11 protein-coding genes are annotated in these 15,821 nt (G+C 55.2%); 6 read left to right on the top strand and 5 right to left on the bottom strand.

Features of this window, described 5'->3' with window-relative positions:
* Window positions 1–68: 68 nt before the first annotated feature.
* From HMPREF0574_RS07090 to HMPREF0574_RS07080, 3 genes are all read right to left on the bottom strand, one after another.
* On the bottom strand, window positions 69–332 hold the full coding sequence (locus HMPREF0574_RS07090; protein WP_004008046.1) for a WhiB family transcriptional regulator: 264 nt from the start codon (window positions 330–332) through the stop codon (window positions 69–71).
* Between the two features lie 136 nt (window positions 333–468).
* The gene (locus HMPREF0574_RS07085; protein WP_004008045.1) at window positions 469–3,744 is read right to left on the bottom strand and encodes an FtsK/SpoIIIE domain-containing protein; all 3,276 of its coding nucleotides are present in this window, start codon (window positions 3,742–3,744) and stop codon (window positions 469–471) included.
* A 187-nt stretch (window positions 3,745–3,931) separates the two neighbouring features.
* A complete protein-coding gene (locus HMPREF0574_RS07080; protein ID WP_004008044.1) occupies window positions 3,932–4,495 on the bottom strand; it encodes a DJ-1/PfpI family protein in 564 nt (187 codons plus the stop codon).
* 179 nt (window positions 4,496–4,674) lie between these two features.
* On the opposite strand from HMPREF0574_RS07080, the gene ligA reads away from it, so the two are divergent.
* The gene (gene ligA / locus HMPREF0574_RS07075) at window positions 4,675–7,074 is read left to right on the top strand and encodes an NAD-dependent DNA ligase LigA (RefSeq protein WP_004008043.1); all 2,400 of its coding nucleotides are present in this window, start codon (window positions 4,675–4,677) and stop codon (window positions 7,072–7,074) included.
* A 123-nt stretch (window positions 7,075–7,197) separates the two neighbouring features.
* Here ligA and HMPREF0574_RS07070 read toward each other — a convergent pair whose 3' ends face one another.
* Complete coding sequence (locus tag HMPREF0574_RS07070) at window positions 7,198–8,553, bottom strand: phospholipase D-like domain-containing protein (RefSeq protein ID WP_004008042.1); 1,356 nt, start codon at window positions 8,551–8,553, stop codon at window positions 7,198–7,200.
* 220 nt (window positions 8,554–8,773) lie between these two features.
* Between HMPREF0574_RS07070 and gatC the strand changes: the two genes are divergently transcribed.
* From gatC to gatB, 3 genes are read left to right on the top strand one after another with little or no spacing between them, the layout of a single operon-like run.
* On the top strand, window positions 8,774–9,070 hold the full coding sequence (gatC, locus tag HMPREF0574_RS07065) for an Asp-tRNA(Asn)/Glu-tRNA(Gln) amidotransferase subunit GatC (protein WP_004008041.1): 297 nt from the start codon (window positions 8,774–8,776) through the stop codon (window positions 9,068–9,070).
* Window positions 9,071–9,072: 2 nt separating this feature from the next.
* A complete protein-coding gene (gene gatA, locus HMPREF0574_RS07060) occupies window positions 9,073–10,596 on the top strand; it encodes an Asp-tRNA(Asn)/Glu-tRNA(Gln) amidotransferase subunit GatA (RefSeq protein ID WP_004008040.1) in 1,524 nt (507 codons plus the stop codon).
* Window positions 10,593–12,092, top strand: coding sequence for an Asp-tRNA(Asn)/Glu-tRNA(Gln) amidotransferase subunit GatB (gene gatB, locus HMPREF0574_RS07055; RefSeq protein WP_004008039.1), 1,500 nt, complete (start codon window positions 10,593–10,595; stop codon window positions 12,090–12,092). Before gatA ends, gatB begins: the two co-directional genes overlap by 4 nt.
* Window positions 12,093–12,173: 81 nt before the next feature.
* On the opposite strand, the gene trpB is transcribed toward gatB, so the two are convergent.
* Window positions 12,174–13,406 carry a tryptophan synthase subunit beta gene (gene trpB, locus HMPREF0574_RS07050; protein WP_004008038.1) on the bottom strand — a complete coding sequence of 411 codons (1,233 nt, stop codon included), beginning with the start codon at window positions 13,404–13,406 and terminating at the stop codon, window positions 12,174–12,176.
* A gap of 442 nt (window positions 13,407–13,848) precedes the next feature.
* On the opposite strand from trpB, the gene HMPREF0574_RS09545 reads away from it, so the two are divergent.
* Together HMPREF0574_RS09545 and HMPREF0574_RS07045 are read left to right on the top strand one after the other, a co-directional pair.
* Window positions 13,849–14,118: a hypothetical protein gene (locus HMPREF0574_RS09545; protein WP_004008037.1), complete on the top strand. Its 270-nt coding sequence runs from the start codon at window positions 13,849–13,851 to the stop codon at window positions 14,116–14,118.
* 135 nt (window positions 14,119–14,253) lie between these two features.
* Complete coding sequence (locus HMPREF0574_RS07045) at window positions 14,254–15,534, top strand: AGE family epimerase/isomerase (protein WP_004008036.1); 1,281 nt, start codon at window positions 14,254–14,256, stop codon at window positions 15,532–15,534.
* The last annotated feature ends 287 nt before the right edge of the window (window positions 15,535–15,821 follow it).

Genomic DNA, 15,821 nt, shown 5'->3' with positions numbered 1-15,821 from the left:
GTGAGCAACCTAATGCGCTCACCACCAGCGGGGTCTTTCTGGGCTTGACACCCCAGAACGGTTAGGAATTAAAGGCTCGAAGCGCGACGCGCGCGGGCATTACGAGCGTTGCGACGCTTCAGAGAACGACGCTCGTCCTCACTGGTGCCACCCCAGACGCCGGCATCCTGGTTGTTATCCAGAGCCCACTTCAGGCAAATGTCTACAACCTGGCAGGTCGCGCACACGGCCTTGGCTTCCTCAATCTGAGCCAGTGCTGGGCCGGTGTTCCCTACCGGGAAGAAGAGCTCAGGATCTACGGTAAGGCAAGCTGCTTGATCGCGCCAGTCCATAATTACTCCTTAGAGTTCGGTGCAAAAGATTAGGTTAGGGATTTGTAAAACTTTTGCGTGGAATAAATTCGACTTAACAAGGGTGACATCATTCCAATGCATTTTCAAGAGATGTAAATCAAGAATCTTCCAAATATCATGTGATATGTGTCACACTACCATCTGGAGTGACCAAAGCTCCCACTTCGGGACCATGCCGATAAAAGGCTGGGAATCCGCCGATAGTCTGGAGTTTTCTAACGTGATCCATCTCGACGTTAAGGTAATTTGCCACCCGGTGTCTAGCCTCGATGGTGTTGCCTAATTGGGTAATCGTAACTTTCCGATTGGCAGAATTTGGTAACGAGAGGGCTAAATTTTCGGACATAATTCCAGGTGAGCGCAATTCTAAGAATGTTAGGTCAAGCTTCAGGCTACTCTCAATAGTCTCCCATAAAACATTCAGCTTTGATATGTTACGTTCAGATTTGGAGACAATGATGAAACTATCCCGATTTATGCGTTCAGGTTCTAAATCTTCTGCCTCGATTAGCTGGTAACCAAGACGACGATATTCGCGTTTCAACTGGGCAACCAGGGGACGTAACTCGGGCAAATCGTCCACCACCCAGTGACGCTGCGCGGCAGAAAGACTCAGCCAATCACGGCGTGATGAGGACCAGCCTAACGTAACTTGCAGCGCGTTGTGGGGCATTTCTCGATGGGAAAATGCTTTCGGAAGGTCCACTAAAACAATTTCTTTACTGCCTGGGGCGTTTGGCGTATTCTCAGGAGAACTCGCGCTCGACTCTGGGTCAGATATTTCGACCAGACTTTCGCACGTGGAGATACCAATTTGTGCGGTGATGCACGCGTTGCCGATTTGCCACACTCCGCGACCTGGTGTGATTACCGCAGGCAAAGACTCACGCAAACGCCCGTGTACTCCGTTTGACTCAATGCCGGCAGAATGCAAATCCACCGTATCTCGTGGACATAACACGAATTTTTCGCCCGCTAAGGCTCCCCAACCGCTATGCCCCGCACTCAAAGGAGCCGTGAACGCCAGTGCATAGCTGCCCGATCCGGTTTCGCTCAGCAATGTTTCCAAGCGCTTTACCCCCTGTCCCGGATAGAGCCGTTCCAGTTCATCAGCCAGCAAATCCGCCCGGTCAATCGCCACCGCGGCTCCTTCTAAACCACGGTTAGCTGCTAAGGACATGAATTGTTCGAGTTTCCACAAGTCCTGCGGAGCAAACACGGTGAGAAAACGTTGGAAAGAACCTGGCGACGGGTCGCTACTGTGCCCACGCCACTGGTTCCAAAACGTTGACGGGTCGGGAGTGATGACTATAGTCGAGCGACTTTGACAGAGCCACATTGTGGTTAGAGTGGTCAGGGCAGTGGTTCGTCCGCTGCCGGGATTCCCAAAAATACCCAGGCTAGATTGCGGAAAACGCCAGGTTTGTCGAGCCTGGTGGGGAAAGTCCAACAGGGCGAAACTCTGCGGGGGGCACGGCGCCGCTAGGGGTAAATCGGGGCACCAGATTTCTGGCAAAGGTGCGTTTTCGTGGCATTTCTCCCATGCCTGGCAAACCTGTTCCACGCAATGGCGTACCCAGTCGGCTTTCCCGCACCAGGCGGCTTGCGCCACACCGGAAGTGAGTCCTTCCCAATACAGACGACCCGGAATGTGCGGGAGACTCGCCGCCCGCGTATCGCTGAGTATCTCGGTGGAGTCTTGGGGTGAACGAACCCGCAAAGCTATTCGCAGATTGGTATTAGCCAAAATTTGACCGTTAACTACTCCACCGGGCTTTTGCGTGGCCAAAATCAAGTGCAGCCCCAACGAACGCCCATGCGTCGCCAGGCGAATTAAGTTTTCCAAAGTCTCGGGATGATCCGTGGCTAGGGCGCGAAATTCGTCCACTACGATGAGCACCCTGGGCAGCCGTTGTCCCGTGAGCTGATGATAGTGCTCTAGGTCGCGGGCTTTGACCTGAGATAGAACCGTCTCGCGCTGTTTCAGGAATGCCTCCAGGGAAGCTAGGGCACGAGAAGTGAGCTGGGGCGTCAAGTCGGTCAGCACACCGTGAGTGTGGGGCAGGGCGCCCAACGCCGCAAAAGCCGCCCCGCCCTTGTAATCAAGCAAAATAAACCGTAAGTCGCGAGGAGAATAGTGCAAAGCCAATGCCAGCAACCAGGTGGTCAACAGCTCGGACTTTCCTGCCCCTGTCGTGCCCGCCACCAGTGCGTGTGGTCCTTCTTTTACCAAATCAACCGCCCAGGGACGTTCTGCGGTGCTCACCCCGAGCTGGGCGCACAAGCCTGGGGGAGGCGCCTGCCAGTTACGGGCAATAGTCTCGGGACTGGTGTGTCCCCACTGGGTGACATCTACCAGGTCGGGCAATGTCTCGGTGGGAGGCATGGCAGTCAGGCTAAGACGCTGCGGATTTTCTCCCAGTGCGTCCATAAGAGAGCTAAACCAGGTGGCGGTGATAGCGAGGCGGTGCGGGTGCGTGGCGAGGATACGTTGCGCCCACGGTGGAGGCATCTCGGCACAGATGGTTATCCCGACTTCGTCCCTCTCCAAATGTGGGGTCTCGCTGGGGTCAAATACGCGAATCGTCAGGGTTCGGGGTGCGGATTTTTCTGATTCTTCACGCGGTTTGAGTCCTCGCCACGGGTCGGGATTATTTGCGCTGAGCCGAGCTTGCCCAAACAGGATAGCTTGGGCGATGACCCACCGGGCCTGATCGGCGCCTTGTGTTCCGGTGAAACACAGTGTTTCTCCCGGTTGAATCTGCAGGATTCTGCGGTGGAGTTTCCGACCCGTAAACACACGAATCTCACTGACTTTTTGCGAAGGCACCGCCAGGGGAGTGGCGGCGGCGAGCCAGAGCTTGTCCGGAGTCGGTACCGCCAGTGCTCGCCGGATGAACACCACCAGGGCTATCGTGCCGGCAATACCCACAATCACCAGCAGGCGCCATCCTAGGAAAGCCGCTAATCCCAGCATGAGTAGCAGCGGTAGGAACATGAATAAAGCAGCTCGTCCTGCAAACTGTCGTGGAGCTGGGGGTGGAACCAACCGAAGGTCCGACGGACGGCGACTCAGGCGCAGTGTGGTGGTACCGAGTTTGAGTTGTGTGCCGGGCTTGAGATGGCAGACGCGACGTATCTGATGCGACCAGGGACGAGTTTTCCACACCTTGTACACAGGGGTAGAACCGGGGAACGGCAAGGCGCGCAAAGAGTTTTTTGAAGTTTCCAGATGCAGATTTTGACGCGAGATTTGCGGATCGCTCAATCCGCTCAATCTGCCAAATATCCCTGGAATCGCGGGTAAAGCTTGACCTGTGTCGGGTCCTTTAGTGACGACCCAGAGCAGCGGAGAAGCTAGAGCTGCCCGGGGCTGCAAAAAATGTTCCATACCCTCAAGCTAGAGAGTTCAGCCAATTTTCGCAAACGGTTATCCACAGCCTGTTGATAACCTAGGAGGAGAACTTGTTGATAACTCCCATCAAGCTGCATCAAGCCACGTCAAACCGCTCCAGGGCACAAGTTTAGCCTGGAAAATTAGGACAAACCTCCTGCCGGAGGAATCAATACCAAGAAAATTAGTGAGTTTGGTAGCAGATCTGGGCAGCGACCTGTTGAGCCTGCGACTCATCACGGAGCAAAGCAATAATTTCCAAGGCAAAGTCAATGGAAGCCCCGAGTGCCCGCGCGGTGATGACCCGACCATCGTGAATCAAGCCGGTATCGGTATAATCGGCAGACCCCAAGCCGTCTTGGAAACCGGGATAAACCGTAGCTTTATGTTCATCGAGCAGTCCCAGTGCCCCCAATACCGTAGGTCCGGCGCATACTGCTGCCAGATTTTCCTGATGAGAACGCAAAATCTGGGACAGTTTGTTTGACGCTTTGAGGTTATCTACCCCGAGCTTGCCTCCGGGGATAACCAGGACTTTTTCGTCGCTGGGAGCGTAGCTATTGAGGTGTACATCGCAAATCAAAGGAACCTGGTGTGAGCTCACGATGGTTCGCGCCTTCTCATCAGTTCCGGTGGCGTCGTTCACTGCCACCGTTTGAATCTCGATTCCCCCGCGGCGCAACAAATCTACGACCAACAGAGCTTCGCATTCTTCAACACCATTAGCAATAAAAATACTGGCTTCCATCTCGTCTCCTTAATCATTTGATTCAATTTCGTTCCCAGTTTACAAGGGGGCGCGTTAATTTGAGACACCAGGAGACCCATAAGTTCCACCGCAAGTTGCCAGAGAACGGAGTATTTACCGGAAAGTTCCGGGTACTCCAAGGTTCAGATTTTGTGTTTCCGGGTTGGTCTTAAGATGGAATGGTGAAGAAAAAAACCTCCATCCCTGAGTCTGCTTTAGCCCAGCACGCTGACCTGGTCGACCAAATCGAAGCGGCACGCACGGATTACTATGACCAAACTCCCGAGACTGGGGTGACTCGGTTGAGTGACGCGGAATACGACGCCTTGTTCGTGCAGCTGCAGTTGCTGGAAGCGGCTTATCCTGATTTGGTGACCCCGGACTCGCCGACACAAACGGTCGGGGGGAGCGGAGAGACCGCGAACACGGAAGGGTTCCCCCCACATCACCACCTGTGCCAGATGGGTTCCATCGACGATGTGTTTTCTTACGCGGAAGTTGATGCGTGGTGGGCGCGAGTGGAAAAAAGCCTGGAAGGTCAGGATTTTTCTGTTTCTGCAGAGGTAAAGGTAGACGGGCTGGCTATGAGTTTGACCTACCTTCACGGCACGCTCGCGGTCGGGGCTACACGCGGGGATGGCTTTACCGGTGAGGACGTAACTGAAAACGTGAAGACCATCGCGACTGTGCCGGTGCGCCTGAGCGGTGAAAACGTGCCGGAACTGGTGGAAATTCGCGGGGAAGTGTATCTGCCGCTGGCGGATTTCGCCGCTATGAATGCGGCCCGCGAACGTGACGGGGAAAAGTTGTTTGCTAATCCGCGTAACGCAGCCACCGGCTCTTTGAAACAAAAAGATCCCGTCCAGGCGGCAAAACGTCCCCTCGCATTTTTAGCCCACGGGGTCGGGGAAGTGCGTTGGGCTGACCCCGGTGCGGCGGCACACCTGGAGACCCAAGAGGACTTTTATGAGCTGTTGGAATCATGGGGTTTGCATTCCGTGCGGGAAACCCCCGCCAGCCTGGGGATGTCCCTAGCGGGAATACATTCCCTGGCTGAGATACACACGGTCTTAGACCAGATGACGGCGCATCGCCACGATTTCGCCCATCAGATTGACGGCGTGGTGCTAAAAGTTGACAGTTTTGCGCAACGTGACGCCCTGGGTTCGACAGCACGAGCACCGCGCTGGGCGTGTGCCTACAAGTTTCCGCCTGAGGAAGTTCACACCCGCCTGCTCGGTATCGAGGTGCAGGTGGGACGCACCGGGCGAGTAACGCCTTTCGGGGTGATGGAGCGGGTCCTGGTCGATGGTTCCTACGTTTCGCGTGCCACGCTGCATAACGCCAAAGAAGTCGCCCGGAAAGACGTGCGTCCCGGTGACACTGTCGTGCTGCGCAAAGCAGGAGACATCATTCCCGAAATTTTAGGACCAGTAATGTCCCTTCGACCAGCGGGTTTGCCCGAGTGGGTGATGCCAGACACCTGCCCTTCTTGCGGAACCGAACTCGGGGCGCAAAAGGAAGGTGACATTGACTTACGCTGCCCTAATCAGTCGGGATGTCCGGCGCAAATCACCGAGAGACTCATACACGTAGGCTCACGCAACGCCTTGGATATTGAAGGTCTGGGAGAGGAAGGCGCCTTGGCGCTGACTCAGCCAGAGTTCGGGCGCGGTGACGTGGCAGCTGCTCTCGCGGCGGGAGGGCACTGTGAGTTAGAGGACGGAACCATTGTCGCCGTTCCCTCCGGGGAACCGCGCAGCCTAGAGGCCATCGAAGACCTCTTACCGCCCCCTCAGTCCCCGGTCCTGACTTCGGAGGCAGGCTTGTTTGCCTTGCAACCTGAGGACTTGCGCGACGTGATGGTATGGCGTGAGATTCCGGGTACTGGCGGTCGAGATTGGCAACAGGTTAGGTTCTTTTGGGCGAAGCCGCGACCCTTGCCGAAAGCTGCTCAGGAAGCCACCGGGCAACGTTTCGGACCTCCTGTGGCGGGGAAAGTCGTGCAGACATTTTTTGAACAGCTGCAAGCCGCGAAGTCCAAAGAGCTGTGGCGGGTTTTGGTGGCGCTATCCATTCGACATCTGGGTCCGGTCGCGGCACGGACCATAGCCCGCCAGTTTGTCACGATGTCTGCTTTGCGAGTCGCTAGTGCCGAACAATTGGGCGAGGCTGAAGGAATCGGGGAAGTCATAGCTGCCTCCATTCGGGACTGGTTCACAGTCCCGTGGCATCAAGAAATCGTGGATGCTTGGGAAGCTGCGGGAGTCGGAGCCGTCAGTAAAGCGGAGGGGGCGAGCGAAGCATCTCTGGCTGGAGACACCAACCTAGCGCCCACCCTAGAAGGTCTGACCGTGGTCATTACCGGGAACATTCCCGGCTACACTCGTGAATCAGCTCAGTTGGCGGTAGAAGCCCGCGGGGGGAAAGCGACCGGTTCAGTATCGAAAAAAACCGACTTGGTTGTGGCTGGCGCCGGCGCGGGGTCAAAGCTATCCAAAGCCCAAGCGTTAGGCATCCCGGTTATTGAATCTGCTGGCTTCGAAGCCCTGCTGGAAAAGGGCATCTCCGGAGCCTAATCCGGTGCGTCACATGGCGGCAGTCCGGGCTGTACTGCGGACAGACTACTCCTGGGGGCAGAGACAAACCGGAGGCAGCTCCTGAAGGCGCAGTTGCACGGTCCGAGATTCCGAAACTTAGCTCTACAAAACTGAACCTAGCGGGCGCAACAGACGCTCAATGACTCGATTAACTACGGGGCGCTCCTCCCACTGATCCAGGGTGAGCTGTCGAGCGTTGGTCAGGTCGTTGAGAAACACTTGTTCCATTTGATTGGCCAGGTCGGTGGAAAAAATCTCCATATTAATTTCGTAGTTTCCGGTCATGGACAAACGGTCGATGTTTGCCGTTCCAATCGTGGTCCAGCATCCGTCGGCGGTGGCGGTCTTGGCGTGAACCATAGCCTCTTTGTAAAGCCAGATTTCAATCCCGGCCTCCAGCATCGGGGAATAGTATGAGCGTGCCACCCAGTCAGCCGCGATATGGTTTGAAGTTTCCGGCATCAGCACTTTAATATCCACACCGCGCCACGCCGCCGCGATGAGCTCGTCCAAAATATCCTGGTCGGGAATGAAATAAGCCTGAGTAATCCAAAATCGCTTTCGAGCCTTGTTTAACGCTTTGATGTACAGACCGCGGACCGGAAACAACAGGCGGTTTGGTTCGTTACGAGCCACTTCGATTTCAGGGCTCCACTGCCGGGGAAGAAATTGAGGCAACTGGGGCAGATTCCGGGTTTTGTGAGCATTCCAAAAGTCGGTGAAAGCGTCGGTCAGCTCCCATACTGACGGACCGGTCAGGCGCAGGTGCGTATCACGCCATTGGGTCGCATAGAGTGAACCAATGTTGTATCCGCCAATGAAGCCAATCTTGTTGTCAACGGTGAGGATTTTACGGTGGTCACGCCCGGTGGAACGCAGAGAGAGAAAGAACGAACGGAACAATCCAAAACGTAACACGTGCAGGTGGTGCAGGTGAGGGAAGCGAGTCATAGCGGGGGGCACATTGATATTGCCGAAAGCATCCCAAATAATGAAGACCTCAACCCCGCGCTTTGCCGCGGCAATCAAAGCTTCTTTGAACAAATGTCCGATTTCATCATTTTTCCAGATGAAAGTTTCAAAGAACACGTGAGATTGCGCCGAACGGATAGCTTCTAGCATCGCGGTGTACACCTCAATCCCGGAGGTGTACACCTGCATTTTGTCTGCAGCAAAGCGAATTTCAGGCAACTGGGTTACCGGGAACGGCTTGACCGGGGACTGACGCCAGGTTCGCAGGGTATCAATGGCGACTGTAATCACCCCGGCAACGAATTCAAACAGCAGGAATCCACCAAAAATTCGTGCCATTACCCTGGGGAGCTGCTGCGGTGTCTGCACCGCTAGTTCCGATAGCCGGGTAAAGAAACGGGCGATTTGGCGGAACACTTCACCGCGGGGTTCAGGGCTGTAATGATTACGCAGATTGCTATGCGGGTCCCCTACTCTTTTGCCCATGTTTGTATTCCTTTCCTGTTACCAGTGTAATGGACAGAATCCCAGTGTTCCCAGCGCAGAAGCGTACACGGTTAAAACCACGGTAGCTTTCCCGGTTCCCTGGTAGCGCACCCGATTTCCATGTCCAGTTTCGTCGTCTCGGGTAGGGCGAAATGAAGCGTTGCGACCATAGACCGCAAGGGTTAACCGCCACGCCCGGATTTTCGCTAGACTCAGTAATATGTCGACTATTGATGCTGATGAAGTGAGGCGCGTCGCTGGCTTGGCCCGAATTGCGCTGACTGACGAAGAAATCCAAAAATTCGCCGCTGAATTGGATGTAATTACCCAGGCAGTAGCGAAAGTAAATGAGGTGGCGAAACCGGATATTCCGGCGACTTCGCACCCGATTCCGCTCACAAACGTGTGGCGTGAGGATGTAGTGGGAGAATGCCTCGATCATGATGAGGTGCTCCAGGCCGCCCCGCAGCCAGACCGTGGCATGTTTGGCGTGCCCAAGATTATCGGGGAGGAGTAACTATGAGTAACGCAGAACTTTACCTGTTGTCTGCCCATGAGCTGGCCGCGAAGCTGGTGGCTAAAGAAGTCACCAGCGAAGAACTGGTGCGCATATTTGCGGAACGTATTGAACACCTCGAGAAAGATGTCCACGCTTTCCTGTTTGTCGACGTGGAAGGGGCGTTACAAACCGCTAAACAGGTTGACGCAGACCGTGCTGCTGGCAAGAAACTGCATCCTTTTGCGGGCGTGCCAATCGCGATTAAAGACAATATGGTGCAGCGGGGTAAACCCACCACCTGCGCGTCAAAAATCCTGGAAGGCTGGCTGCCACCTTATGACGCCACCATCGTGCTCAAGCTCCAGGAGGCAGGACTGCCCATCCTGGGCAAAACCAACATGGATGAGTTCGCTATGGGTTCCTCTACTGAGCACTCGGCTTTCGGTCCGACCCGCAACCCGTGGGATTTGGAACGGATTCCCGGTGGATCTGGCGGTGGTTCGGCGGCGGCAGTGGCAGCATTCATGGTGCCGTGGGCGCTGGGGTCAGACACGGGCGGTTCCATCCGCCAGCCCGGAGCTGTTACCGGAACTGTAGGCGCGAAACCGACTTACGGGGCAGTGTCTCGCTACGGGCTGATTGCGATGGGATCCTCCCTGGATCAGATTGGTCCGGTCACCCGTGATGTTCGCGACGCGGCGGCGTTACAGATGATTATCGGGGGGCATGATCCGCTGGATTCCACTTCTTTGGATGAACCGGTGCCGGATATTACCGGGGCATTGGCGAAAATCGGCACGGACGCTACGGGGCTGCGCGTCGGGGTCGTCAAGCAGCTGCAAGGCGAGGGCTATCAGGCTGGGGTGTTGCAGCGTTTCCAGCAGGCTGTGGAGCGTCTGCAAGAGGCGGGGGCGAACGTTGTCGAAGTGGATTGCCCATCCTTCGAGTACGCTTTGGCAGCTTACTACCTGATTATGCCGGCAGAAGTTTCGTCCAACCTGGCTCGATTCGATGGGGTGCGCTACGGTCTGCGAGTGTTGCCGCAGGAAGGCGAGGTCACCACGGAACGGATGATGGCAGCGACTCGTGAGGCGGGCTTTGGAGACGAAGTGAAACGCCGCATTATCTTGGGAACCCACGTGTTGTCGGCGGGCTATTACGATGCCTACTACGGTTCGGCGCAAAAGGTGCGAACCCTCCTGCAACGGGATTTGGCAGCAGCCTTTGAACAGTGCGATGTGCTGCTCACCCCCACCGCTCCGACTACCGCTTTCAAGTTTGGCGACAAGCTCGATGACCCGATGAGTATGTACCTCAACGATGTAGCGACAATTCCTGCCAATATGGCTGGGATTCCCGGGATTTCGGTTCCTGCCGGGGTGGCTCCGGAAGATGGCTTGCCCGTAGGTGTGCAGATTCTGGCCCCCGCTCGTGGAGACGTCACCATGTATGAGGTGGCAGCCCGTATGGAAGCTCAGCTGGCAAAGTCGAGTGAGCCAATGCCGCCCTGCCCGGCAGCGGCGTGGAAGGAGGGCGCAAAATGAGCGACAAATTGATGAGTTACGAAAAGGCTACCGAACGTTTCGATCCCGTTTTGGGACTGGAGGTTCACGTTGAGCTGGGTACGAAGACCAAGATGTTCGACGCGGCTCCCAACGCTTTCGGGGGCGAACCAAACACGTATATCACTCCGGTTTCCCTGGGATTGCCGGGATGTCTGCCGGTGGTAAATAAGCGAGCCGTAGAGTACGCGATTCGGATTGGCTTGGCGCTGAATTGCCAAATTGCTGAGTACTGCCGGTTTGCCCGGAAAAACTATTTCTATCCCGACCTGACCAAGGCATTCCAGACCTCTCAGTACGATGAGCCAATCTGTTATGACGGCTGGCTCGATGTCGAGTTGGAGGACGGTACCGTGTACCGCGTGGAGATTGAGCGTGCTCACATGGAGGAGGACGCGGGCAAGAACACGCATATCGGCGGTGAAGACGGTCGTATCCAAGGGGCAGATCACTCCTTGGTGGATTACAACCGCGCGGGAGTGCCGCTGGTGGAAATTGTCACCAAACCCATCACCGGGACTGGCGACCGCGCCCCTGAGGTTGCTGCCGCCTATGTGCGTACCTTGCGGGACATTTTCCGCGCTATCGGGGTTAGTGAAGCTCGGATGGAGCGTGGCAATGTGCGCGCTGACGTGAACGTGTCCTTGCGGGACAATCCAGAGGACCCGATGGGGACTCGCACGGAAACCAAGAATGTCAACTCCTTTAGGGGCATCGAGAAAACCGTGCGTTACGAGATGCGTCGCCAGGCGGCAATCCTCGCGGAAGGCGGCAAAATTGTCCAGGAAACTCGCCACTATCATGCGGCGGACGGGACAACTTCTTCGGGGCGCGAGAAATCCGACGCTGAGGATTACCGTTACTTCCCTGAACCAGACCTGGTGCCTGTAGCGCCGAGTCGGGAATGGGTGGAGGAAATCCGCAAGAGTCTGCCCGAACTTCCTGCCGTGAGACGCAAGCGTCTGCAGGGCGTATGGGGATTCACCGACATCGAAATGCGCGACATCGTCAACGCCGGGGCGGTGGACCTCATTGAGGAGACAGTTTCAGCTGGAACCGATGCGGGCGGGGCTCGCAAGTGGTGGATGGGTGAAATCGCGCGCTTAGCGAAGGGCGAGGAAAAAGACCTGGAAGAAATGGCGATTACTCCCGCCCAGGTGGCTGAACTGCAGCACTTGGTTGAAGACGGCAAGATTAATGACAAGTTGGCGAAACAGGTTATCGCCGGAGTTCTGGCTGGTGAGGGTAATCCTGGAGAGGTCGTGAAGGCGCGTGGCTTGGAGGTCGTTTCTGACACGGGTGCGCTGGAAACGGCTGTAAAGCAGGCAATCGCGGATAACCCAGATGTCGTCGCCAAGATTAAAGGCGGCAAGATGGCGGCTATCGGCGCCTTGATGGGGCCAATCATGAAAGCTACCCGTGGTCAAGCTGATGCGGGCACAGTTAAGTCCCTGATCATGAAGGAACTTGGGCTATAGGATTCCCTGAGCTCCCTCTTAAATGTTTTGTTCCCGAACCAAATGGTCCGGGAACAAAACATTTAAAGCCTACTTTTGAGTCTATTTGACGTAGTCTTCGCCTGTTCCGTAGTGTTCAATAACGAAATCCAAGTCCTTATCACCGCGACCCGACAGGTTGACCAGGATGGATCCGGGCTTGCCTTTGCGGGCTTCCTTGATGGCGTAAGCCAAAGCGTGAGAGCTTTCGATGGCGGGGATGATGCCTTCTAAGCGCGAGAGCAAGAACAGGGCTTCAATTGCTTCTTCATCGCGAATGGTTACGTAATTGACGCGTTCCATGTCGTGCAGCAGGGAATGCTCAGGACCGACCGAGGGGTAGTCCAGACCGGACGCATTGGAATAGACCGGGGCGGGATTGCCCTTTTCGTCCGAGAGCATAATCGAGTTGAAGCCGTGCATCACACCTTCACCGCCGTAGGTAAGGGTGGCCGCGTGATCGCCCAAAGCTGTGCCCCGTCCTTGTGGCTCGACCCCATAAATCTCGACCGGGTCAGCCAGGAAAGGCACAAACAAACCAATCGCGTTGGAGCCGCCCCCTACGCAAGCCATGATTTTGTCCGGCAGGTGACCGGTCTGCTCCAAGAATTGGGCACGTGCCTCCACGCCGACAACCTCTTGGAAATCTCTGACCATGACCGGGAACGGATGCGGACCAGCAGCCGTGCCGATGCAATAGATGGCGTCGTGATATTCCTCGGAATACGCCATGAAGGCGGCATCCACGGCCTCTTTGAGCGTTTTCAGGCCGAAGCTAACGGGGATAACACGCGCCCCCAGCACCTTCATGCGCGCCACGTTCGGGGCCTCCTTGGCGATGTCGACTTCGCCCATATAGATGTCGCACTCCAGGCCGAAATAGGCGGCGGCGGTGGCGAGAGCTACACCGTGCTGACCTGCTCCAGTTTCCGCGATGAGCTTCTTTTTACCCATGTATTTCGCCAACAGACCTTCACCCATGCAGTGATTGAGCTTGTGCGCTCCGGTATGGTTCAAGTCCTCGCGCTTCAAATAAATCTGGGTGCGACCCAGTTTCTGGCTCAGACGCTGGCAGTGGTACACCGGAGTGGGGCGACCTTGGAAGTCCTTGCGGATGCGGCGCAGTTCGGCAATAAACTGAGCAGACTGTGCAATTGTCTGGTAGGCCTCGGCGTACTGGTCAAAGGCTTTGACCAGCTCGGGGTCCTGCAGGTAGTTGCCACCGTATTTGCCGAAGTATCCCTTTTCGTCGGGGTATTCTTTGAGATAGTTGTCAAAATCGCGATATTTGTTCATTTTTTCCTCCTATGTTTTCGCAATTTCGTACTGATGCCGATTTGGTTCGAGTCCGAACCGTTCACCAGTTAAGTTACGCAGATTTTCTCCCAAAGTACAGGCGTGTTCACTATTCGAGCAGATTCGTCTCAAATACTGAAGTAGTGTCTGTTAGTGCTGGTCAAGTGTGATTTGTTGAGCTAGGTCGTTTGCTGACGGGAGCCGGCTTTAGGCTACACCTGCTTTGCGTAATCGACTCGAATTAGAATCGCCAATGTTATTTAAAAATATCTCTATATGCTTTTTGATATACGCAATTAGCGCGTTTCTTTATATTTTCAAGCCTCTGACCTGGGGAAACGTGAGATTTTAGAGTCAGGGTTTACAGGGGTGAAAAAATAGTTGACAGTCGTAATTAAGAACTTATTCGTTTACAGATACTTATCTCGAAAGGAAAGAAGCCATGAGTACTCAACCAGTAGTTAGCGATTGCGCCGTATCCGATTGCTCATACAACCACGATGGCTGCCAAGCCACCGCCATGACTATGGGCACCAAGGGCTGCTCAACCTTTATTGCCTTGCCTGAGGTCGGCGGTCTCGGAAAGCAAGCGGCAGTCGGTGCTTGCCAAAAATCCGATTGCAGCTTTAACGAGCACCTGGAATGCCAGGCGTCTGCCGTCAAAGTTGGCGGAAAGACCGGCGAGTGCCTCACCTATCACCAGGCTGCCTAGATTCATCCCGGATAATTCCATAAACCTGTGTGTGCGAACAGACTTTGGTTCGCACACACAGCTGTATTTAGTCTGATTATTTTCAATCTCCGGTATTCCCCGTAAGGCAGGCGAGGCTCCATTAGAATTTCAGTCATGTGCAAAATCCTTGATTTGCCTTCTTTAGCTGCGCGTGAGCTTCTTTCTTTGTGTGAGTTCGGCATGAGGTCACAAGTGCCTGCCGGATTTGGTTACCTTGGTCCCGAAGGGGCAGTCATGCCCGAGATGGGTGCCCAGCTATGGATTAATTGCCGCATGACGCATATGTTTTCGCTTTTTGCCCTCGCAGGAATCCATCCTGAACGATCCCGCGAACTAGCGATTCATGGCATTCACTCCCTGCGCACTCACTTTGTGGACCATGAATACGGCGGTTGGTTTTCGTGGATTGAGACTGAACTTGATGCGTCTGGGCAGTCTCGTCCCAATCTTGAAAAAGGTCCCCGTAAAGAGGCTTACGCTCATGCGTTCGTAATTCTTGCTGCCAGCTCTGCTACCGTTGCGGAAATTCCAGGGGCGCGCGAACTTTTAGACGAAGCCAGACGTATCCAGGATGCCTACTGGTGGGACAAAGCAGCGGGGAGGGTCCGAGAATCCTACGCTCGAGACTGGACAGATTTGGAGAACTACCGCGGCGCAAACGCGAATATGCACACTTTGGAGTCGTGCTTGGCAGCTTTTGATGCCACTGCAGACACCGAATACCTGCGCCGGGGTGTATCTATCGCCACGAAAATTATCAACGGGTCAGCGAGGGAATATGGCTGGAAAATTCCCGAGCATTACACCGGTAGCTGGCGTATAGACCTCGATTACAACCGTGACAGACCGACTGATCCCTTCCGCCCGTGGGGAGCTACGCCGGGGCATGGTTTTGAATGGGCACGTCTGATTTTGCAGCTCCAAGGTGCGGTCGAGGCTGCTGGATTAGATTTGAAATTGGAATGGGTTCACGAGGCCGCTGCGGGACTTTACCGTAGTGCTCTGGCTGCGTGGGGGACCGACGACGCTGCGGGAATTCCCTATACGACGGATTTCGAGGGTCGTACCGTCTCATCCCAGCGGATGCACTGGGTCATATGTGAAGCGCTTGGGGCCAGCCTGGTGACAGCGAAGTGCTTCACCCGGTGGGCGGGGCAGGGCAGTGCGGATTTGGTGATTACCGCTGACAAATGGGTGGAACGTTTCAGCGAATACGCCCAAAGTAGCCTGATTGAATCCCCCGGTCGGTGGTGCCACGAACTAGACGGACATAACCGGCCCGCGGCGCTGACTTGGTCGGGTAAACCGGATATTTATCACGCCGGACAGGCTATGTTTTTGGTGAACTTACCGGTGCAACCGGGATTTGCTGCGGCATTGAAAAAGACAAAGTAGGCTGAAAATCGGGAATCAATTGCACTTTTGGCGGCGTCATTCCCTCCGGTAGGCTGCAACGGCTTTTGCAAATCTATCTGTTCGGCAAGTCGGGTATCAAGGCAAAATTATTGCTATACCTGACGATTCTAATGGTATGTTATTTCGCGACACGCCCGAAATGTACGAAAAAGGACCCTCGATTTGCATCTGCAAAAACCCGCGTGTATAGTTTTATCTGTTGCCCACTTTTGAGGTGAGCAACGCCCCGATTGTTGATATCCTGGTGAAAACTGGGGTGGATCGGT

It is taken from the genome of Mobiluncus curtisii subsp. curtisii ATCC 35241, from assembly GCF_000146285.1.
GTDB lineage: Bacteria > Actinomycetota > Actinomycetes > Actinomycetales > Actinomycetaceae > Mobiluncus > Mobiluncus curtisii.
Note: the sequence above shows the minus strand (reverse complement) of the source record. Positions and strands in the feature narration are given on the sequence as shown.